Source organism: Sporosarcina aquimarina, from assembly GCF_023715615.1.
GTDB lineage: Bacteria > Bacillota > Bacilli > Bacillales_A > Planococcaceae > Sporosarcina > Sporosarcina aquimarina_A.
Map to the genome: position 1 here is coordinate 62,879 of NZ_JAMBOM010000002.1, position 20,394 is coordinate 83,272.

Genomic DNA, 20,394 nt, shown 5'->3' on the forward strand with positions numbered 1-20,394 from the left:
GAATGCAATTTTGTTTAGACGGCGAAAATTTTTCTAATTGCGGACCGTGTCCTACGGTAACATCTGGTTGATTCACTTTGTTTAAGCCTGTATCTATAATGATGGTAATGTACGAGGAAATGAATTCAGATTAAAGAAGGTATAATACTTCTTTAACATCATCACAAGTCGATTCTTGCACGTTAAAGTAAATCGCCCGATTGCGTTATAGATGCAATCGGGTCACTTATAAAATGAATTTATTTTCTTTCCAGAACTTTAATAAGCTTTATTAGCCAATATAATACCACCCATGGAAGAATAAACTTCGTCGTCCATTCAATGAACCTCGGAACAAAGTAGAAGGCATTTATCCCCAGAATACCTAGAGCAAACCAAAACCCTAACACGATCACACCAGCGATTAATATATTTGTTGTAGATTTCTCCATTCCTTTTGACCTTCTTGGTAAATTCCGTATGGCTAGCACAATTAATGCGACAACAGCTAACAGAATAATTAACTGGATCACTACGAACTTTAAATCTTGCCAATAATTATAAGATGTAATTTCCTCCAAAGTAACACCCCCTAAAAATCAATTGAATAGCCACAAATAGAAAAGATATTATAAAAAATGGCGTATCTTGTAGATACCACGGCAAGTCCTTTTCATAATATATGTGCATTGTTATCACTCACTTTCACTATTTCAGCAAAATTGTGATATGGACGAAATCAGTTATAAAGGAATCGCTCTTGTTAATGGATAATGGGAGCAATAATTAATATTAGGATAGAGCTTGAAACTAGAATAGTGCTGATTGTTCGCGGCAGTTTTACTTTTTCATCACCTTTATAGAACCCAGAGAACTGGAGTTTGTTTCTATACAAAACGAAAAGCAGTAATAGAATTGATCCCCCTACTAACCAAGCGCCATGAGTATCATCTCCATTGATTCCAAATCCTGTGTAGATTAATTTCACAAGCCCCCCTAATAAACTTCCAAAAATTAATAATATTATTGCGATACGGATCATTTCCAATCCTGCACCCAATCCTTTCTTCACTTTATCCCCCCTTAAAATATCTAATTCCTTTTAAGCATCTTAATTCACAAGATTGCCCTTTAGAAACATAAACTTAATTCAAGAATCGCGCCCAAATATGGAACAGTCTGCAACCCGTTGATTTCCGTTCCAGGCGGACGCGTTCCGCGGGCACGGCTTCAGCCTCCTCACTACACTACGCTTCGTTGCGGGGTCTTCAGCTCGCGCTGTTCCCGCTGGAGTCGCCCCCTTCCACTCCAATCAACTAGAGTGTTCTATCAAACAATCACGCCCGATTGCCAACATTATTAGCTAGCAAGTAAAATTATTTTCACCTTTATTCTTTAAGACTAATGTTTTAACTAAAATAAAATATATAACCCAATATATTAGTGGTATAAACACCGAATAGTTTTTCTTACATTCTGGCAGATAAATTAGAGTTAACACAAATATAAAAACACAAGGAATAAGTAATATCCAATATAATTTTCTTTTCGTCATATTAAAATTCAGACCCCTCTTTTGACTCGCTTTGAAAATAAAAGGCACAGATCCTTATTTAATAAATTGGCCAGATTCTGCAAGTTCGTATCGGCTACACTTACTTTATCCACTTTATAAAAGATTTTTCTTTCTTCTAGCTCATTGAGGAAATAATAATGTTTTTGGATTTTCACCCGCTCCCCTTTTGTCGTTATTTTCATCAGTAAAGTGGCACGTTTGATGAACGGACGCACATCCTTGTTCAAGAATGCCCCCATTTGCGGAAATCCTTTTACCAATTAAGTATCAGCATTATGACGCTGGATACAAGAAATACAGCAAAAAATGCAAGGATGTAATAAGTCTTTCCTTGTTTTTGGGTTCTCTTTTTCTTTTCGTAATCCTTCCAACCAATAAATAAACCTACAAACATTCCTATAATTCCTAAACGTAAAATCAAAATTACATAGTCATAAATGGGCTTATAAGAAATTTCGAAACTACCATTACCCAAATCTTGAACATCTTTATAACTGACAAATAAAATTGAAACAGCTAATCCTAATAATAATCCATATAAGCCTGACTTCTGTAACTTCTTTTCCATTTTCGTCCCCCATCACTATATAGAATCTGACCCGATTGATGAACGGATGAAACTTAACCCATCAGCATTAGTGTAATTCAAAAGAGCTTGAGCTAAAAAGAAGGAAAAATAATATGTAAGACGCAATCATGATAACTTGGAGTCCTATACCTATAATGCTACAAGTTAGACCTGCAACTGTTAAACCCTTTCCGTTCTCATTTGTTACTGCAATTTCTCTGGTAGCATTTCTTGAAATTACAATGCCTAAAATGCCTAGGAATAACCCCACCAGAGGTATCAAAATTGATAAAACACCAAAAATTAAAGAAACAATAGACTTACTGTTTGTTTCAGTTTTCACATTCACTTTTCTTCCTCCTAATTGCTTCAAAATGGTCCATTTCATGAATCCGTTGCTGATCTCTAATACAAGAATCGCGCCTGTTTATTGAAAGGAGAAAATTTGTTATTACTTTGTTATAACTATTTTTTTGTCATTACGGTTGTCATAACAAAAGCAATAAGTGCAAAACCAACTAAAAAGAGGGCAAGAATTAAATACGCTGCTCCTTCAAATCCTCTAACATTTACAAATCCAATGTAAAATAGGATTATAGCAGCTAGTATTGAAGCGCCTCCTGGTAGATTTCATACAAGTAAAGAAAACCTTTTTTTGTTCAGCTTCCAAGTCATCAACAATACAATGCTTCCCGATAAAATAGCCACAAGAAATGGTGCTAAAAACATCATTCTAGTCAAACCCTCCATTTTTTCAAAATATGATTACTTTACTAATCCACTTTAGAAAATGGCCAGTTTGAAGAACGGATCTTATTAGTGAATTGCACCCGATTGAAGAAGAAGCTTATTATTCGTCTGAAGAGAATAATTCTTTAGATAGTCCGTTGTCTTCACCATATTCAAACTTGCCGATTTTTCCCTTTTCCTTACTAGAGAATAGAACAACTCCCGATACTTCAGCTGTCTTTTCTTTCTCTCCATCTTTTGTATAACCGACAGTTGCAGTGAATGTATATCTGTTAGAATCCTTTTCGGGCTGTTTAACGACTGTGTCTTTCAAATTTAGTTCGTAACCAGAAAATTCTGCCGCAGTTTGATATCTTAACCCTGATATTTGAAGAAACGGGACTAGATAGTCTTCTGCAAAATAATCTCCATATACTTCTGTGATGTACTTATCGAACTTCTCATTGACTTGCTGACCATCCACGATTTTTGTGTAATCAGGATTCTCAAGCAAATCCATCATCTTTTCGTCAGGACCGTTGAACTGAAGCTTAAGAACTTTTTCGACAATCCCTACATTTGGATCCGCTGCCTCGGTATTTGAACAGGCAGCGAACAATCCCCCAGTAAGAATCAACATAAAACTAATGAATAATACTTTGAAGGCTTTTACATTTTTATTTGACATGTGATTTCCCTCCCATTGTTTTATTCACGCAATTCAATTCTGTAAAGATTCAATTGTCATTACAAATCATCTTCTCCTACTCATCAATTTGGCCCGATTATTAAACGGCTGTGTTTCAGAATGGTGTCAGATTGATCAATAGTTGTAACATTCCCAAAATAAAATTCATAAATTTTAATTTATTTATCTCTCAAAGTTTTTTGTTAGTACACTTCATTAGTTTTCCTTCGCCATATATTAACAAGGATCCATCCATCACTTTTTAATCCGGTGAAATATGTTAAAGGAATTATTGCTGATAGGATTAAGAATCCAGTAAAACCGAAGAAATAACTATCAAGAAAATGATGATGTGTTGTGTTCAACTTAAGTGCAATTAAAATAAATATAGTCATCAAGTTAAAAATGACTCCACCTAAGGCTATAAAGGATAATTTCACTTTTTCGTTTAGTAAGGATGGGTCCGTAGGGTTATATTCACATCTGCATATCCCAAACATGAAAAATTGCTTGTTTATTTGTATAGAACCTATTCTAATTAAAGGCTCTCCTACTCCTACTTCTATTTTGAATACGTTCCCTCCAAATATTTTCACAAAAAATGCATGCCCGATTTCATGTATAAAAACATTTAGAGGTTGAAAAATAAACAAGGCAATCACATATCCAATTATGGTTTCAATCAATTCACTCACTTCTTTCCTATAGCTATTTCATTTATGTGCGCTAATCAATATGGCCCGATTCTGGTACAGCGTTGTCTTACAATCACCCCCGTTAGCTGAAATTCAGATATTACTTTATCTCTGACGTTTTAATTCTTCATATTCTCCCCATACGATATAAAGAATACCTACAAGTAAAGACAGTACGCTAAAAATGTTTAAAGTATTTCCAACATAAGATAACATCCCATTAAATAAATCTTGATTCCAACTTGAAACCCCTGAACCAAAAATTGCAGCACTAATATATTTCGTTGATATTAAAAAAGCAGATATAGCAATGAATGCGACTCCAGTACCTCGTTTCCCCATTTCAATCACACCCTTCCCTAATTTGGCCAGTTTCTTGAATATATCCTTTATAGATCCTATTCTCCGTTGCTTGGAGCGGAAGGCGGACGACTCCGAAGGGATTAGCGAAAGACGTAACGAAGAACGGCTTTTGCGAACAAAAGCAAAGCGTTGAGAGCATATCTTTGCACTCGTCTTGAGACCCCTACATGGCGCAATATTTTAGCGACTCAGGAGGCTTAAGCCTCGTCCCTCGGAAAGAGTTCTGTCTAGAGCTCTGAGAACATTTTTTTAGATTGCATTATGTTCAGTTTGTTGCATGCCCACACAATCCATTTGTTTACACTATTGTATCAAAATTTCTAATTCATTATCAATCTTCATTCCAAATAATCAAACTTTTAACGAAGTAACACTTCCTACTTGCACTAGTAACTAAACTATTCGTGCAATGATAATCTTCTTAACCAATCAAAAAACTTCTGTTCAACATGGTGTGTCCAAACCACTGTGATGTCACGGATATGCTGACCATTCAATAAACTAAATTCATTAAGCGAATTATTTTTACCTATCGCAGGTTGGAACTTTATCAACCTTTATTCGTTTTTCGATAGCGTCCTCCCGCTACAAGAATAGCTGAATACAGAACCAGTGCGATTCCCAACACTTGCCATCCATGCAACTGATCATGGAGAAACAAGACCCCCAATAATACAGCCACTATCGGTTCTATCGTCGCTAAAATAGATGCCTTCCCTGCTTCCAAATATTTTAGACCGGCTGTATATAGTAAATACGCTGCAACCGTTGAGACTAATGCCAATAACAGAGCAGCCACCCACACATCAGCATGCTGAAATTTCTTCACTTTACCTAAAATATCACTCGTCAACAACATGAAGATACTCGTATACAGAAACGTATACGTAGTGATCGTTAACGCAGAATATCGTTTTGTGACTGGTTTTGTAAAAATACTATACGATGCATAGCAAAAACCTGAAAGAATTCCCATAAATAACGTTTTACTCGGAATACTTTGGGATCCTAATGGGAGAAGTCCCACTACAAATGCGCATCCAGTAATCGCAAAAGCAAGCGCCCATCCCTTACGAATTGTTAGAGGTTCCTTAAAGAAAATACGAGACAGAATCGTGACGAACAAAGGGCCTGTGTACAGAAGGGTAACAGCTAGTGACAAGCTGGATTGAGAAAAGACTTCGAAATAAAAATAGTTAAACAGCGCAAGACTGAAAATCCCAGCGCTCGCGAAAAAGATATGATCTTTTAAGCGAGTACGTAACTGATCTCGATAAAATAACATCATAATCAGAATCAAACAGATAAAACTAAATATCCCCCTTATGGCCACAACATCCCAAGCGGTGAAACCTCGTGCATACAACGGAGCGATGAATAATCCAATCAGGCCCCAACAAACTGCCCCTGCAATAGTCATCAAATAGACTCTAATTCCAGGCTGAGTATCCATCCTTTCCCCTCCTACTTAACTATCTATGTATGATCCAAATTTAATCATACAATATTCAATCATCGATAAGTAGACGAACTTAGAAACGTATGCAGGTTTTATACGAGCCTCCCCTCGCATCTATAGATAACAACTTGCAAGAGATCGTCTAGTAATTATGTAAACAAAAAAGTAACCACCTTTTCTGCTCTTTAGTGAGCAGAAAAGGTGGTTACCAAAATTATTATATTCAACTAACCATTCGTTTTTTATTTGTAAACCACGAGTTACTGCAATTTCTGTACAACGATCTCATCCTCAACTACGTCGACACTTACTTCTCCGATCGTCTCTTCCTCCAATAAAAGATCTGTTAAAGGATCTTCGATTTTATCTTGAATTACTCTTCGTAGTGGACGAGCGCCAAAGCGTTTGTCATAACCTAACTTCACAAGTATTCGTTTCGCTTCTTGTGTAATCGTGATGGTAATATCATTTTCTTGAATGTTTTCTTGAAGATCTACAAGCATTAAATCTACTACTTCTAGTAAATCGGATTCTGTTAACTCGTTAAATGCAACAATTGCGTCAAAGCGATTTAGAAACTCAGGTTTGAAATAATCCCCTAATGTTTCAAGCATGCTCACCGACTCATGTTCTGTCTGATTAAACCCGACACCCGCTTTTTTAGACGCGCCTGTCCCTGCATTACTTGTCATAATGATGACTGTATCTTTAAAGCTTACTGTGCGACCGTGTGAATCGGTTAATCGTCCATCCTCCATAATTTGAAGGAACATATTTTGCACATCAGGATGCGCTTTTTCAATTTCATCGAGCAGCAAAATTGAATAAGGATTTCTACGAATTTGTTCCGTCAATTGACCGGCTTCTTCATGACCGACGTAACCCGGAGGTGAACCGATAATTTTTGAAATCGCATGTTTCTCCATATATTCACTCATGTCCAGACGGATTAGCGTATCACGAGAACCGAATAACTCTTCAGCCAAGACTTTAGTGATTTCTGTTTTCCCAACACCTGTTGGTCCGACAAACAAAAACGAACCAATCGGACGATTTTTTGATTTCAATCCAGCCCGACTACGACGAATCGCTTTTGCGATTTTTTCAACTGCTTCAGACTGACCAATGACTTTTTTACTTAGGTTTTCGGCAAGATTTTTCATTTTCGCTTGCTCTGCAGCTTGAAGTTTCGTCACCGGAATACCAGTCTTCTCTTCTACAATCATTTCAATATCCGCTACCGTGACTTCTGAATGGTCAACATCATCGACTTGTTTGGCCGCTTCCAGTTTTTCTCTTAATTTCACTTCTTCAGCGCGTAAATTCGCTGCTTCTTCGTACTTCTCCTCATTGGCTGCCTGCTCTTTTTGTAGAACGAGTTCTGTTAAACGAATTTCAAGCGAATTTGAGTCTATGGATGTCTGCTCCAAATTTAATCGTGATCCAACTTCATCCATTAAATCAATTGCTTTGTCCGGTAAGAAACGGTCTTGGATATATCGTTGTGATAATGTGACAAACGCCTGTATCACTTCAGGGGAATAGCGCACTCCATGGCAATTTTCATATCGATCCTTGATACCGTTTAAAATTTGAATGGTATCTTCTGCAGACGGTTCCTTCACAATAATTGGTTGAAAACGACGTTCGAGTGCAGGGTCTTTTTCAATTTGTCGATACTCTTTTAATGTTGTCGCTCCGATAAGTTGCAAGCTACCTCGTGCTAATGCAGGTTTGAGGATATTCCCAGCGTCCATCTGTGATCCTTCAGTTGTTCCCGCTCCGACGAGCAAATGAATTTCATCTACAAACAACAGTACATCTTTCCGTGTTTCCAATTCTTCAATCAGCTGTTTCATCCGTTCTTCAAACTGACCACGGATTCCTGTATTCGATACAAGTGACGCAACATCCAATACATACACTTTTTTGTTGATCAACTTCACGGGTACATCACCTGCATGGATTTTCACTGCAAGTCCTTCCGCAATTGCCGTTTTACCGACACCTGGTTCCCCGATTAGCACAGGATTATTTTTATTTCTTCTATTCAATGTCTCTATGACACGTTTTATCTCTCTATCTCGACCAATGACCGGGTCAATGGATCCTTCTCTTGCATCATCGGACAAATTCTTACCTAGTTGGTCTAACAATCCAGGTTCATGTCGATCTTGCTCTCTCACTTGTGTTTGTGCACGTTTTCCACCATTTGCTTGAAAAACTTGATTGTCTTCATTTGAGAATGATGGCATGTTGCCTGCACTCATTTGCCCTTTCAATTCTTGAAAACAGGAACGGCAAAGATTTACTCGCATCGCCTGATGATTCACTTGTAGCCCTAACCTCATCGTAGCTTCATTAGTTTCACAGTGTTGACATTTCATCATTAATTCCTCCTTACAATTTCGTATATTTATTGTTCATCACTTCGACTTTGACTAACTTTAACCTTTAGATTTATTTTACATTGACCTTCTTTGACTTTCAAGAAATCTGCTTGTCTCTTTTAATGAAACATCGAACATCGTAATGCATTTCTTAATACGTTGCAAAAATAAATTGAAGAGATCATGCGCTAAGTATTTCTCTTCAAGGACGAGTAATAAAGGCTAGCCAAAAAGCTTTGAATTTAAGTTAATCAGCAATTCCCTTCAGAAGTATTTGAACCCCTACATGATTTTCGATAAACACTGAATACAATGTTTTTTGCGTTTGATTGAATGGTTTTTTATAATAATTATACGTAGTAAAAATAGTTTTCAACTTATCGACTGATTGGATTGGATAACACTCAATCACTTGAAATTGGTGAAAGAAGGAATCGACAGACCATGAACATCTTAATCAGGCTTATTCAAATAGTATTTCTCTATGGGTTTTATGTAGCAGGAAGTTGGCTCCATGACCTTCTCCACATCCCACTTCCAGGGAGTATTATCGGTTTATTATTATTATGGGGAGCTTTAAGCACAAAACTTCTTTCATTGAAATGGATTGAAACGGGAGGACATTCGTTGCTATCCGTTTTACCTATCTTCTTCATCCCTGCAACAGTAGCCGTTATGAATTATGGCCATTTCTTTGCTGGTAAAGGTTTTTTATTAATACCAATCACAATACTGAGTACATTTATAACGATGGGGATCGCTAGTTTCGTAAGTCAAAGGATTGCGAAACAGTTGGATAAGAGAAAGGAGAGCTCAAAATGCAATTGATACTCTTAACCTGTGGGTTCATTTTGTTAACCATCCTTGTCTATTTTTTGATGAATGTCCTCTACATGAAGTTTCATCAACCTTTTCTAGTTCCCATCATAACGACGACTATTGTCATTATCATTATTCTCATAGTGTTTAACATTCCTTATGACACATACATGATTGGTGGTCAATGGATTGACAAGTTGCTTGGACCAGCGGTTGTCTCTTTGGCAATCCCTTTGTATAAACAACGAGAACTTTTGAAGCAATACATCTTTCCTATTCTAACTGGGGTGTTGGTTGGGTGTTTGACGGGAATGGTGACTGGAGTAGCCTTCGCAAAAAGTTTAGGGTTTTCGAAAGAACTTGCTCTTTCCCTTTTGCCTAAATCTATTACGACACCTATTGCCATGCAGATTTCCGCACAAATAGGCGGGATCCCTGCACTTGCTGCTGTATTCGTAATCATCGCAGGTATCACAGGTGTTATTTTCAGCCACTATTTCTTAACATTCTTCAAGTTAGATAGCACGCTTGGCCGTGGAATTGGATTGGGAGTTGCAACCCATGCGATTGGTACATCCAAAGCGATTGAATACGGCGAGCAGGAAGCATCATTGAGTTCCGTTGCAATGACCCTATCTGCTATTTTCGGATCACTGCTTGGGCCAGTGATTGCATGGATATTTTATTGACTCAATCATTGTTAGCGCGCCTCATCTCAAGGCGCGTTTTTTTGTGTTTCCTCGTTGATGAATAAACCCAATAGAATGTTCCTTCAATTCACCTTACTTTTGTTTCACAACCACGATGTACTTGCTTACAGGTAAAAAATAACCACATTCAAAACCTTAAAAGCTTGACGTATAAATTCATAGTGACGTAGCATGGACATCATATTAAATTGAATAATGTATACAAGGAGGATGCACGATGCCAGATTTAATCATTACAAATGCCGTAATTTTAAAACTAGATGCTAATAATGAACAAGCCCGTTCTTTAGCGGTGACAAATGGACGAATTACAGATATTTGGGAAACGCCAACTCCCCCTTCAGGTACAACATCCATCCCAGATCGAACAAAAATCATAGATTTGGAGGGAGCAACCTTAATACCAGGATTCATCGACACTCATAACCATATTTTGTCTTACGCGTTATTGAAGGATATGGTAGATTGCAGCTCACCACTCAACCAGAGCATTGATGATTTATTAAACCGGATTCATTCCAAAGCGGAACAACTACCCGAAGGTGAATGGATACATGGATTTGGGTACGATGATACGCTTCTAACTGAACAACGTCATCCGACTAGGAAGGAACTGGATCAGGTTGCCCCTAATCATCCTGTATTTCTTAACCACTCTTCCGGGCATATAGCTGTAGCTAATTCGCTAGCACTTTCATTAGCACAGGTACCTGAAGACATTGAAGATTCTTCGAAGGGTCATTTCGGAAGGGATTTCGATGGTCGTTTAAATGGAGTGTTGTATGAACATGCAGCGACCTCTGCTGTCAGTCAAGCAATCCCAGAAAAAAAAGAAGAACACATGATTGAATTGCTTGGTCAAGCAGCGGAAGAATACATCGCCCAAGGGATTACTATGAACACCGTTGCAGCCATTGGAATGTCGAATAACCCTCAGAAGGAATTGGATGTTCATCTAAAAGCAGGAAAAACGAAAGTAAATCCGATGCGCACTCAGTTGTTGATGATCCATTCTCTTTTACAAGACGAAGGGATGTTTAGTCGCTATTCGGCGAAGGAACTTGATGAAGAAATACAGGAGAAGTCAAATGGACGTGTACGCTTAGATGGGGTGAAGCTGTTTCAAGATGGCTCCATACAAGGTTTGACGGCCGCTTTACGAGAACCTTATTTTTGCGATGAATCCCTTACCGGAACGCTTATCCACGAGCAAACTTCCTTGAATGAGCAACTATTGAATTTCCATCAAAGAGGGTTCCGTATCGCTATCCATGGTAATGGGGATAAAGCGATTGAATCAATTTTAAAAGGGTATGAGTATGCACTACAAAATGCCCCTCAACTTGATCATCGCCACCGTATTGAACACGCTCAAACCGCAACTATTGAAGATTTGAACAAGATGAAAGAACTCGGCGTTGCCAGTTCCTTTTTCATAAATCATGTTTATTATTTTGGTGATCGACATGAGCGGTTATTTCTTGGTCCTGAACGTGCTCAACACTTGAATCCAGTGAAAACAGCGGCTAAAAACGACATACTTTTTACACTCCATTCCGATTGTCCGATTACACCAATTTCACCATTGTTCTCGATCTGGGCTGCAGTTAATCGCCTGACAAAGGAAGGTCATGTTCTAGGAGCGGATGAAAAGTGTGACGTCATGACAGCGTTAAAATCGATGACAATTTACGGAGCTGAGCTTAATTTTGATGAAGCGTCCTCGGGCAGCATTGAAGTCGGCAAGCGAGCAGATTTCGCGGTTTTAGACAAAGACCCAACTTCCATTGACCCTCTTTACATTAAAGATATTAACGTACTTGCAACCTTTATCGATGGAGAACTCGTTTATGAACGAGCGTGATGATGCTATTCACTTGTAGCTATCACTCGTTAACTACTCTATTAGCAGATGTCTAGCCCATTCACCAGGTGTGCAAGCACCTGGTGACTTCTATGCCCTTCGCCATCTATGTTTTGAATCACCTCATTGTTTCCCATGAAGTTCTTTTTTTAAAATCCCCCCCTTTAACTACTTACATAATCAGCCTGAATAGTTGTGACAATTTTTATAAAACGATAAACTTACATAGAAGAACCATTTCGAAAGGAGAATACATATGACGTATAAACCAGACACAGCTGAAACAAAAGAACTTATCCAACAACTTGTATCGATTCCAAGCCCATCAGGCTACACAAAAGAGGTAATTGCTTTTGTTGAGGAATACTTGAAGCAATACAATGTAGAAACAAAGCGCAATCGCAAAGGCGGTCTCATTGCTACATTGCCAGGAGAAAGTAACAAGGAGCACAGGATGCTTACTGCCCACGTCGATACTCTCGGCGCTATGGTGAAAGAGGTCAAGAGCAATGGACGTTTACGCCTCGATTTGATAGGCGGCTATCACTACAATTCGATTGAAGGCGAATACTGCCAAATTCACACGGCTTCAGGCAATACAATCACAGGTACGATTTTAATGCACCAAACGTCTGTACACGTCTATAAAGACGCCGGCAAAGCAGAACGTAATAAGGTGAATATGGAAGTACGTATTGACGCTAAAGTGAAAAATGAAAAAGAAGTCCGTGAACTCGGAATTGAAGTAGGTGATTTCGTGTCACTCGATCCACGGGTAGAGATTTGTGACAATGGGTTCATCAAATCACGACATTTAGATGATAAAGCCAGTGTTGCGATTTTGTTGCAACTTATTAAACAGATTGAAGAAGAAAATATCACCCTACCATATACAACGCATTTCCTAATTTCTAATAATGAAGAAATCGGCTATGGTGGGAACTCCAACATTCCTGAGGAAACCGTCGAGTACCTCGCAGTTGACATGGGTGCTATGGGCGATGGCCAATCTACGGATGAGTATACGGTTTCCATTTGTGCAAAAGATGGTAGTGGCCCCTATCATGTAGGACTTCGTAATTCACTAGTTGAGTTAGCAAAGCATCAAGACATTGCGTATAAGCTTGATATTTATCCTTATTATGCTTCTGATGCTTCCGCAGCGATCAAAGCAGGACATGACATCATTCATGGCCTGATTGGCCCGGGGATTGACTCTTCTCACGCGTTTGAACGCACTCATGAGGAGTCACTGGCATGTACATTGCAGTTGCTTTATCATTATGTGCAATCGGATATGCAACGGTATTAATATTGCACTGAAAAAACCAGCAACCTCTTCCTCGGCCGCTGGTTTTTAAAATTCTTTGCGAGAGGATAATTTTTCTGGCTTCCTAAATAGGAGTATGTAAAGTTCTCGGGGGTCAAAAAATAGAGGCAAAACCTATAGAGATGCCGGTTTTATAGTAAATCTATTTGAGTCCTCTCCTTTTCAATTCCTTTTCTTGTTTTTTAGCTTTTTCTGTTAGGATATACGAGTTTTTATAAACTCCATAAACAATTAGAACAAAAGGAATTGCCGCCACTAGTACCCCGGAGAAGGCTCCAATGCTAGCTGGATTGAACCAGGTGAACTGAATACCAATCGTGTGTAAAAACAAAAAGACAGCTGAAGCCAAACCACCAAACAATCCGATATACTGTTTCAATTTATCTGCATTCACATGAATCCCTCCTTTCTTACCTACTCTTTCAGAAGAAATGTACGTGTTTGTGCACCATCTGTTTTTACACCTCACATTGGCTATTTCTATTTTATTCAAAGAAAAAAAGACATCCTATGAGGGATGTCCAGCCGTTCCTATCAAAACTTACTTTTTGTTCTTGTAATAACATTTATCGTCCGTGTTCATATTCAGATTGGCTTTCTTTAACCATGGGTAAATCAACTTTTCTATTAATCAACTGTTACTGACAGTTCTTTTACTTTTACAGAAGGCGATCCGTACCCGCCTGGAACGAATTTCAAATCAGATCCAACCGATACGATTCCATTCATATAGTCATAGAAGTTTCCTGCAATCGTCATTTGTTTTACAGGGAACGCGATTTTTCCATCTTTAATATAGAAGCCTGATGCTGCCACCGAGAAATCACCTGAAATGGTACTCGTTCCTGAGTGTAGGCCAGACAAATCTGTGATTAACACGCCTTCCTCTATAGTAGCCATCAATTCCTCATTACTTTTTTCTCCAGGGGCAATGTATAAATTACCTGGTGCAATTGATAGCGTACTTTTATAAGACGCTTTACTTGCATGACCTGTTGAGTCAACACCTTCTTTTTTAGCAGTTTTCCGATTATGAAGAAGTGTTTTTAAGGTGCCATCCGAGATGATAATCGTTTTTTTAGTTGCAACCCCTTCTCCGTCGAAATTTCTACCTAACAACGCTTCAGGATGGAACGGATCATCAACAAGACTGAAGTTTTTTGTTCCAATTTCTTCACCAATTTTACCTTTCAACAAGGACTGATCTTTTTGTGCTTCTTCAGCTGAAAAGACCGGAGTAAATGCTGCTAATAAAGAAGCAGATGCATCGTGACGCATAATAATCGGATACTTCCGGGATGGAATCGAGTGCTCACCTAAACTAGAGATTGCTTCCTTCCCTGCTTCATTTGCAATCTCATTAGCATCCAATTCTTTAAAATCTCTTGTTAATCGCACCGCGCCACCTGTCTTCATTTCTTCTCCATCTTTAGCCACTGCGTATATGAAAACAATAAGTCCATTCGTTTTATCTTGTAAAGAAAGTCCTTTATTGTTTGTTAGAACGCGATCCTGTGAGAAGTCTTGCAGCACACAATAATTTACTGATACAATGCGAGGATCATATGCCAAAGTTTTCTTTTCTACTTCCTTAATAAAAGCGATTTTTTCTGAAATTGATACATTTGCAAGCTCTTCACTATAACGGGAGTGTTCCGAATAGTGTTCACTTCCTCCAAAGATGTCCGAGCCGTCGTCTTCGTCTAACACTTCTGCATTCGCTTTTGCCCCGTCAATTAAGAAAGAAACTGAATCATCATCAATTTTTTCTGTGTACGCATAGCCCATTTTTCCTTTGTACAATCCTCTGAACCCCACACCACCTTCTTCAGAAGTTTCATAACTATCGATTTCCCCTTCAAATATTTTCACTTGGAACGAGTTAGATTTTTCATAGTAAACCTCTGCTTCACTAAAACCAACATCCTTAGCTCTTTTCAAAAGTTCTTCCTGAAATAGTAGAATGTCCATTGTTATTCCCCCTTTGTCCCACCAACGGTAATTTCACTGACACGCAACATGGGTTGACCGACATTTACGGGGAGACTACCACTGACAGACCCACACATCCCAGCACCATGCGCCAAATTGTTGCCGACTTTATCGACAAGTTGTAACGTTTTCGCACCATTCCCAATAAGAGTTGCACCACGAATAGGTCGACCAATCTTGCCGTCTTTTACCAAGTACGCTTCAGCAACGGCAAAGTTGTAATCACCTGTTGCTGGGTTCACTTGACCGCCCCCCATATATTTCGCGTAAATCCCATTCTCAGTAGACGCGATGATTTCTTCAGGAGTCGATTCTCCAGGTGCGATATACGTGTTCGTCATCCGTGAAGTTGGATTAAAACGATATGATTGGCGACGAGAAGAGCCAGTCGCTTCCGCATTCATGCGACGTGCATTGAATTTATCGATCATATACCCTTTTAAGATTCCATTTTCAATCAATACATTTTTACGTGTTCTTTCTCCTTCATCGTCAATTGTCAGAGAGCCCCACTCATTCGGGAGCGTTCCATCATCGATATAAGTTACGATATCAGGTGCAACCTTTTCACCGATACGATTCGCGAATACAGAGGTGTTCTTCGCAACCGATGTCGCCTCAAGTCCATGTCCGCAAGCTTCATGGAAAATCACACCACCAAATTCATTGTCGATGATCACCGGGAACTTTCCACTTGGACACTCATCCGCACCAAGCATCGTCACGGCAATACGTGACGCCTCTCCTGCGTAATGATGAAGATCCAGATTCTCGATGAATTCAAAACCAGCATGTGCTCCCGGACCGTAGAACCCACTCTGCATTTCCACACCATCCGATGCTGTCGATTGAATGGCAAGTCGTGAATGGACACGTTTATCCTCTACGAACTTTCCTTCCGAGTTGGCGATTAAGACATTCTGTTCCTCATCGACATAACGTATTCCCACTTGGCGGATGCGCTCGTCATAATTTCTAGCAATTCCGTTCGCCTTTCTCATTACCGCTACTTTACGCGCATGCTCTACGGTTTGCGGAAGTTGAGCAATCGTATGAATCGGTTTAATGATTTCCTTTTGTAAGGGATGGATGATCCCATTCCCTCCACCGCTAATTGCTAATGCAGCACGCTTCGCAGCCTCAAGCAGTCCTTCTTCTGTAAAGTCGGAGGTGTACGTATACACATTTTGAAGTCCAGAGAAAATTCGGATCCCAATTCCGAAGTCACGACCCGAAATACTTCTTTCAACCTTATCACTTTGCAACTCAATTGAATTCACAAACTTGTCTTCTATGAAAACCTCTGAAAAATCACCGCCAGTCGATAACGCGGCTTCCAATACATTTTCTATAATGGACTGTTTAATCATTTCCCATTCCCCCTTCATATGGATTATAACCTATATTTTGTTAGAATACATTGATTTAGCGAACTATTCAGTTTTATATTCAAACACTTTAAGGGCCATGCAGAATTATCTTCCTATAAATCAGCAAAGCACTTATAATCCACGCGAAAATGGCCGCCTTAAATCTAGGCAGCTTTTTATCTTATTCTCATGACTGTGTTAATATTCATAAAAGATTACGCGCGTAGTCAATCTACTAATACACGGACGAGAGATGAGATTCTTTTTAGATATTCAAGTTATCGTTTATACTTAGAGTCATAAATTCGCTATGGAGGATTAGACGATGGAATTTAAAAATATTGATGAACAAGTCATTCAGAAGTATAAAGAAGATGAAACGCTTATGGTTCGCCTTTTTGTACAATGGTGTGCTAATTATGACCTTGACCCACGGATTCTCTATCAAAGAGCTTACCCAGCCCAACCGGTAAATGGTCGATTAGAGGAAGTCATTGAAAGTGATGATGGATTTGACGAACTTCACATCGACAACGAAACGTTGCTAGATGTTCTCCAAATGTTCGGGAATGACGACCTGGCATTTGTAGTGGCGGATGAAATTCAGCGTTCGAAAAAGTGAGTTGTGCTTACAGATAAGAATAGTTAATAAAAGGCATGCTGTGCACCTAACTTTCATATTTGTTTACCCATTCATGATTGTTTCCTACACAGCTACCTTTCATTATTCCCCGTAAAAGTTCTCACTTGGCCTTTAGACTATATAGGATTAGTAAAACCCCAGCAAACAGACAGACCATCCTTGTCAAAGAAATCTTTTCAGTGAGTCCACTCAGTGCAATCCCCGTTGTAACAACCAATATCACTGGGCCCACTAAAGCGAGCAAGCTGTTAATGTAGAAAGCCTTCTCCAAATCATTAAACTTGTACATTAATGCAGCAGCTGATATTTCTATACTCCCTGAAATCACCCGTAACAAAATGATGAAAAGTAAAGCCCTTTCAATAACTGTGATCACATCCTTGGCAGTATTCACACTAAGTATATGCAACCTGACCATGCATTATTTGAAAGAGCATCCAGTGTGTAACTTGGAGACAATTCTGAGTGGTGTCTTGATTTGAATGTCTGCAAACCGAACTTTCATTAGTATTTCGAGAATCTGCAACTTTTAATATAATGGAAATTAATTAACAATTTCAACCACTTCTATTTTCCCATTAATCAGCATCTCAGGAAGCTCACTTTTACATTGCCATTCCAATACGCTCTTGCTAGTTCAATTTTTTGAACAAAAGCAACGCCATCTGGTTTCGATAAAAGTCCTCCGTCCTCCTACGAAATATTTCCTAACAACTCGCCTATCTTTTAGCTTCAAAACATTATATTTCAAAATTCAGACACCCAAACTAATTATAAAAGCGTGGGATCTCCACGCTGATCATTGCCTTTTTTTCAATTGTAAATTCCCTTTATTGAACATAAGAAGTCCATTCGCCCGCTCATAAAGAGCATATATTGGATACAGCAGACCAAGGAATACGATAGCTGTAGGCATTTTTTCAATAATCGGTATAACGCTAGACAATAAGGAAATGATTAGTTCCGTTAAGAATATAAATAACGGAATGATTGCAATTACACCCACTATTAGAAATGGGGTTACTTTTGTCTCTTTTAATTTGGCTTGGCAGTACGGACACTTCATAGTAAAAGGTGACGAAAAATCCTCGAAATCCTCGAGGGTAATGGCTTTTTGACAGTTCGGACAAGGTACTGATGTTTTCATACTAATCTCCTTACACTTAACAATTTAGCTTAGTATAATTGAGAGTTTGCTATCTTGTAAATAGGAAATATAAACCAAAAAAGTCTCGCGAAGGTGCCAGTTTGTCCAAATAATATGTCGTATGCAATTTGAATTACAGCTTACTATTGAGGGATCGATTAAAACTTTTTAAAGCATTGACCACCCTTTTCAGGAACCTTTCACTTATTATCCCTCATGCTTTTTCATCAAATTAAAACGTTCCACACGGTCTTCAAACCCCGCATCCATCAAAGCGTCAACTTCGATTTTGCCGAACAAATCGAAATGGGGATAGTCTTTTTTGTAGTCAATCCACTCAGGCTTTAGCCCGTACGCTTCTCCCCATTCAATCAATCTATCAAGATTCGCGCAACCTACCTTCGTTACTGTCTTACAATCAGGAAAACGATCATCGAGCCAGTAATGGGTGAGAAATGCAAGCTCTCCGGCACGGACCGCCTCTTTCCAAGCTGTCAATTCTGTACGATTAGTTCCAAACGCCATAAGTCTGACCCTCACTGATTTCCATTTCTTTTTTACTGATATACATATTATCACCTCTGGTATCCATTATACAAAACAGGTAGGTCTATTGCAGTTTGATGCACTTTTCAATAAGAAATTCCATCTCATCCCATAAAAAAAACGTCGGCTCATCACCGACGTTTTGACGCTCCTTTATTGTATGGACTTCAATTCACTTGTCAGTTTACCAGTAGGGTCAACCGTCTTCACATGACCTATCCCTTTGACAAAATAGCTTTTAAATCCTTTATCGCTCACTTCTACAGCATTGGTGAATGTTTTATATGGTGTTTTTATTGTTTTATTAACTCCTGTAATTTTAATAGTATCAGTTTCAGATAGACCATAGCCACTCCAAGACGTCCCTACCTTCACAGGATACTTTAGTGCTATTTCATAGTTAGAGAACGGATAAGATTCAATCAACATCTCATCTGTTTCTTCTTGCCGAATATACCAGATATCTCCAGATTTTGGACCTTGAATCACCCAGAAGAAACCAGCATAGTGAAGTTCACCAAATTGCCCCATCGTTTTTTTGTACTCCATACGGATATCCCCATTTGGAGAGCTGAATACATATTTCTTCGTCATACCTCGAGCATAGCCATCTTTTTTGACCGTTCTTTGTTTGTATTCAGGGCTAAGACCCCGTGCTAGGAACGCAGAAAATTGTTCCCGAGTCACTTTGCTAGCCGGACGGAATGTACCATCTGAATAACCAGTTGTAATGAAGTCCCCTGCTATATTTCGAATAGAAGAATATGCTTTCATCTGTTCACCAACATCTTTGAACTCTCGAGCCGATCCTGTTTCTATATCAAATGCACGCGCTAAAAATATTGCCATATCGCCTCGTGTGATGTACTCATTCGGACGAAACGTTCGATCTGCATAGCCAGAAATAATCCCATAGACGGCAGCTTCTGAAATATATCCACTTGCTCCGTTTTTTGCAGTGACATCTGTAAAACGAGTTGTTCGTGGTCTTCCATCATAGCCAAGCATACGACCAATCATAATCGCAGCTTCGCCTCGTGTGACATTACGCTTCGGTTGAAACTTCCCATTGGAATAGCCGCTAATAATCCCTTTATTTACTAAATACTGAATCTCATCATGGAATCGATTGTTCTTTGGAACATCCGGAAAACTAGTTGCCGCTGCGGCTGCTGGTTGTACGGCTATAATACATACAATTCCCCATAAAACTAAAAATGATAGAATTCTTTTCATTGTACCTCTCCTTGTTAGTGTAAATGTAAGTTACTCTCTTGCTAGTGAGAACTCGTTCTATCTAGCTTATGGATAAGTTTACAATTCTATTACAATTTTATATTTAATACAGTTTCCTCTACTTATACAAGAAGCATCGCAGTGTGTGGTAGTTGTTCGTTAATCCCCAGGAACCTCTTTTTCAACTCTATCCCAATCTCAATAGCAACATAAAGTCGTTTTAATACTCTATAAATAAATTGGGATTTATATCGGTCACAGACGGTATTTTTCATCTCATCAAAAAGCCA

General features: G+C 38.8%; 22 protein-coding genes and 2 pseudogenes. 5 read left to right on the forward strand and 19 right to left on the reverse strand.

The features are described 5' to 3' along the window. Positions 1 to 239: 239 nt before the first annotated feature. From M3197_RS07355 to M3197_RS07400, 11 genes and pseudogenes are all read right to left on the reverse strand, one after another. Positions 240 to 560 (reverse strand): hypothetical protein, encoded by a 321-nt coding sequence (locus M3197_RS07355; RefSeq protein WP_251660258.1) that lies wholly within the window; start codon positions 558 to 560, stop codon positions 240 to 242. Between the two features lie 182 nt (positions 561 to 742). Further along, positions 743 to 1,051, reverse strand: a complete 309-nt coding sequence (locus tag M3197_RS07360; RefSeq protein WP_251660260.1) for a hypothetical protein — start codon at positions 1,049 to 1,051, stop codon at positions 743 to 745. A 491-nt stretch (positions 1,052 to 1,542) separates the two neighbouring features. Beyond that, positions 1,543 to 1,782, reverse strand: coding sequence for a hypothetical protein (locus tag M3197_RS07365; protein ID WP_251660262.1), 240 nt, complete (start codon positions 1,780 to 1,782; stop codon positions 1,543 to 1,545). A gap of 26 nt (positions 1,783 to 1,808) precedes the next feature. Next, positions 1,809 to 2,123: a hypothetical protein gene (locus M3197_RS07370; protein ID WP_251660264.1), complete on the reverse strand. Its 315-nt coding sequence runs from the start codon at positions 2,121 to 2,123 to the stop codon at positions 1,809 to 1,811. Positions 2,124 to 2,190: 67 nt separating this feature from the next. Then, positions 2,191 to 2,511 (reverse strand): DUF4190 domain-containing protein, encoded by a 321-nt coding sequence (locus M3197_RS07375; protein WP_251660266.1) that lies wholly within the window; start codon positions 2,509 to 2,511, stop codon positions 2,191 to 2,193. Between the two features lie 77 nt (positions 2,512 to 2,588). Further along, positions 2,589 to 2,735: pseudogene (locus M3197_RS17525) on the reverse strand (YesK family protein); the annotation flags it as partial. Positions 2,736 to 2,973: 238 nt separating this feature from the next. Beyond that, positions 2,974 to 3,540: a hypothetical protein gene (locus M3197_RS07380; protein WP_251660268.1), complete on the reverse strand. Its 567-nt coding sequence runs from the start codon at positions 3,538 to 3,540 to the stop codon at positions 2,974 to 2,976. A gap of 203 nt (positions 3,541 to 3,743) precedes the next feature. Continuing rightward, on the reverse strand, positions 3,744 to 4,235 hold the full coding sequence (locus M3197_RS07385) for a site-2 protease family protein (RefSeq protein WP_251660271.1): 492 nt from the start codon (positions 4,233 to 4,235) through the stop codon (positions 3,744 to 3,746). 105 nt (positions 4,236 to 4,340) lie between these two features. Then, positions 4,341 to 4,577, reverse strand: a complete 237-nt coding sequence (locus M3197_RS07390) for a hypothetical protein (protein WP_251660273.1) — start codon at positions 4,575 to 4,577, stop codon at positions 4,341 to 4,343. 571 nt (positions 4,578 to 5,148) lie between these two features. After that, a complete protein-coding gene (locus M3197_RS07395; protein ID WP_251660275.1) occupies positions 5,149 to 6,051 on the reverse strand; it encodes a DMT family transporter in 903 nt (300 codons plus the stop codon). Between the two features lie 266 nt (positions 6,052 to 6,317). Then, positions 6,318 to 8,444 (reverse strand): ATP-dependent Clp protease ATP-binding subunit, encoded by a 2,127-nt coding sequence (locus M3197_RS07400; protein WP_251660277.1) that lies wholly within the window; start codon positions 8,442 to 8,444, stop codon positions 6,318 to 6,320. A 396-nt stretch (positions 8,445 to 8,840) separates the two neighbouring features. Between M3197_RS07400 and M3197_RS07405 the strand changes: the two genes are divergently transcribed. From M3197_RS07405 to M3197_RS07420, 4 genes are all read left to right on the forward strand, one after another. Then, positions 8,841 to 9,275 carry a CidA/LrgA family protein gene (locus M3197_RS07405; RefSeq protein ID WP_251660278.1) on the forward strand — a complete coding sequence of 145 codons (435 nt, stop codon included), beginning with the start codon at positions 8,841 to 8,843 and terminating at the stop codon, positions 9,273 to 9,275. Next, positions 9,266 to 9,955 (forward strand): LrgB family protein, encoded by a 690-nt coding sequence (locus M3197_RS07410; protein WP_251660279.1) that lies wholly within the window; start codon positions 9,266 to 9,268, stop codon positions 9,953 to 9,955. The genes M3197_RS07405 and M3197_RS07410 overlap by 10 nt, the downstream gene beginning before the upstream one ends. Positions 9,956 to 10,193: 238 nt before the next feature. Continuing rightward, on the forward strand, positions 10,194 to 11,840 hold the full coding sequence (locus M3197_RS07415) for an amidohydrolase (protein WP_251660281.1): 1,647 nt from the start codon (positions 10,194 to 10,196) through the stop codon (positions 11,838 to 11,840). A gap of 256 nt (positions 11,841 to 12,096) precedes the next feature. Then, entirely contained in the window at positions 12,097 to 13,152 is a 1,056-nt protein-coding gene (locus M3197_RS07420; RefSeq protein ID WP_251660283.1) for a M42 family metallopeptidase, read from the forward strand. A gap of 160 nt (positions 13,153 to 13,312) precedes the next feature. On the opposite strand, the gene M3197_RS07425 is transcribed toward M3197_RS07420, so the two are convergent. The 3 genes from M3197_RS07425 to M3197_RS07435 all read right to left on the reverse strand — a co-directional run bounded on the left by M3197_RS07425 (position 13,313) and on the right by M3197_RS07435 (position 16,532). Next, positions 13,313 to 13,564: a phage holin gene (locus M3197_RS07425; protein WP_039044156.1), complete on the reverse strand. Its 252-nt coding sequence runs from the start codon at positions 13,562 to 13,564 to the stop codon at positions 13,313 to 13,315. A gap of 233 nt (positions 13,565 to 13,797) precedes the next feature. After that, positions 13,798 to 15,141 (reverse strand): TldD/PmbA family protein, encoded by a 1,344-nt coding sequence (locus M3197_RS07430; protein ID WP_251660286.1) that lies wholly within the window; start codon positions 15,139 to 15,141, stop codon positions 13,798 to 13,800. Between the two features lie 2 nt (positions 15,142 to 15,143). Beyond that, complete coding sequence (locus M3197_RS07435; protein WP_251660288.1) at positions 15,144 to 16,532, reverse strand: TldD/PmbA family protein; 1,389 nt, start codon at positions 16,530 to 16,532, stop codon at positions 15,144 to 15,146. A 325-nt stretch (positions 16,533 to 16,857) separates the two neighbouring features. On the opposite strand from M3197_RS07435, the gene yxiS reads away from it, so the two are divergent. Then, on the forward strand, positions 16,858 to 17,154 hold the full coding sequence (gene yxiS / locus M3197_RS07440) for a protein YxiS (RefSeq protein WP_251660290.1): 297 nt from the start codon (positions 16,858 to 16,860) through the stop codon (positions 17,152 to 17,154). Positions 17,155 to 17,275: 121 nt separating this feature from the next. Here yxiS and M3197_RS07445 read toward each other — a convergent pair whose 3' ends face one another. The 5 genes and pseudogenes from M3197_RS07445 to M3197_RS07465 all read right to left on the reverse strand — a co-directional run bounded on the left by M3197_RS07445 (position 17,276) and on the right by M3197_RS07465 (position 20,104). Beyond that, the gene (locus M3197_RS07445; protein WP_285851236.1) at positions 17,276 to 17,593 is read right to left on the reverse strand and encodes a YqhV family protein; all 318 of its coding nucleotides are present in this window, start codon (positions 17,591 to 17,593) and stop codon (positions 17,276 to 17,278) included. 126 nt (positions 17,594 to 17,719) lie between these two features. After that, a pseudogene (locus tag M3197_RS07450) lies at positions 17,720 to 17,875 on the reverse strand (DUF2441 domain-containing protein); the annotation flags it as partial. A gap of 99 nt (positions 17,876 to 17,974) precedes the next feature. Then, positions 17,975 to 18,322: a hypothetical protein gene (locus M3197_RS07455; protein WP_251660292.1), complete on the reverse strand. Its 348-nt coding sequence runs from the start codon at positions 18,320 to 18,322 to the stop codon at positions 17,975 to 17,977. Positions 18,323 to 18,529: 207 nt separating this feature from the next. Beyond that, complete coding sequence (locus M3197_RS07460; RefSeq protein WP_251660295.1) at positions 18,530 to 18,847, reverse strand: hypothetical protein; 318 nt, start codon at positions 18,845 to 18,847, stop codon at positions 18,530 to 18,532. A 174-nt stretch (positions 18,848 to 19,021) separates the two neighbouring features. Continuing rightward, positions 19,022 to 20,104, reverse strand: a complete 1,083-nt coding sequence (locus tag M3197_RS07465) for an S-layer homology domain-containing protein (protein WP_251660298.1) — start codon at positions 20,102 to 20,104, stop codon at positions 19,022 to 19,024. Positions 20,105 to 20,394 lie beyond the last annotated feature (290 nt).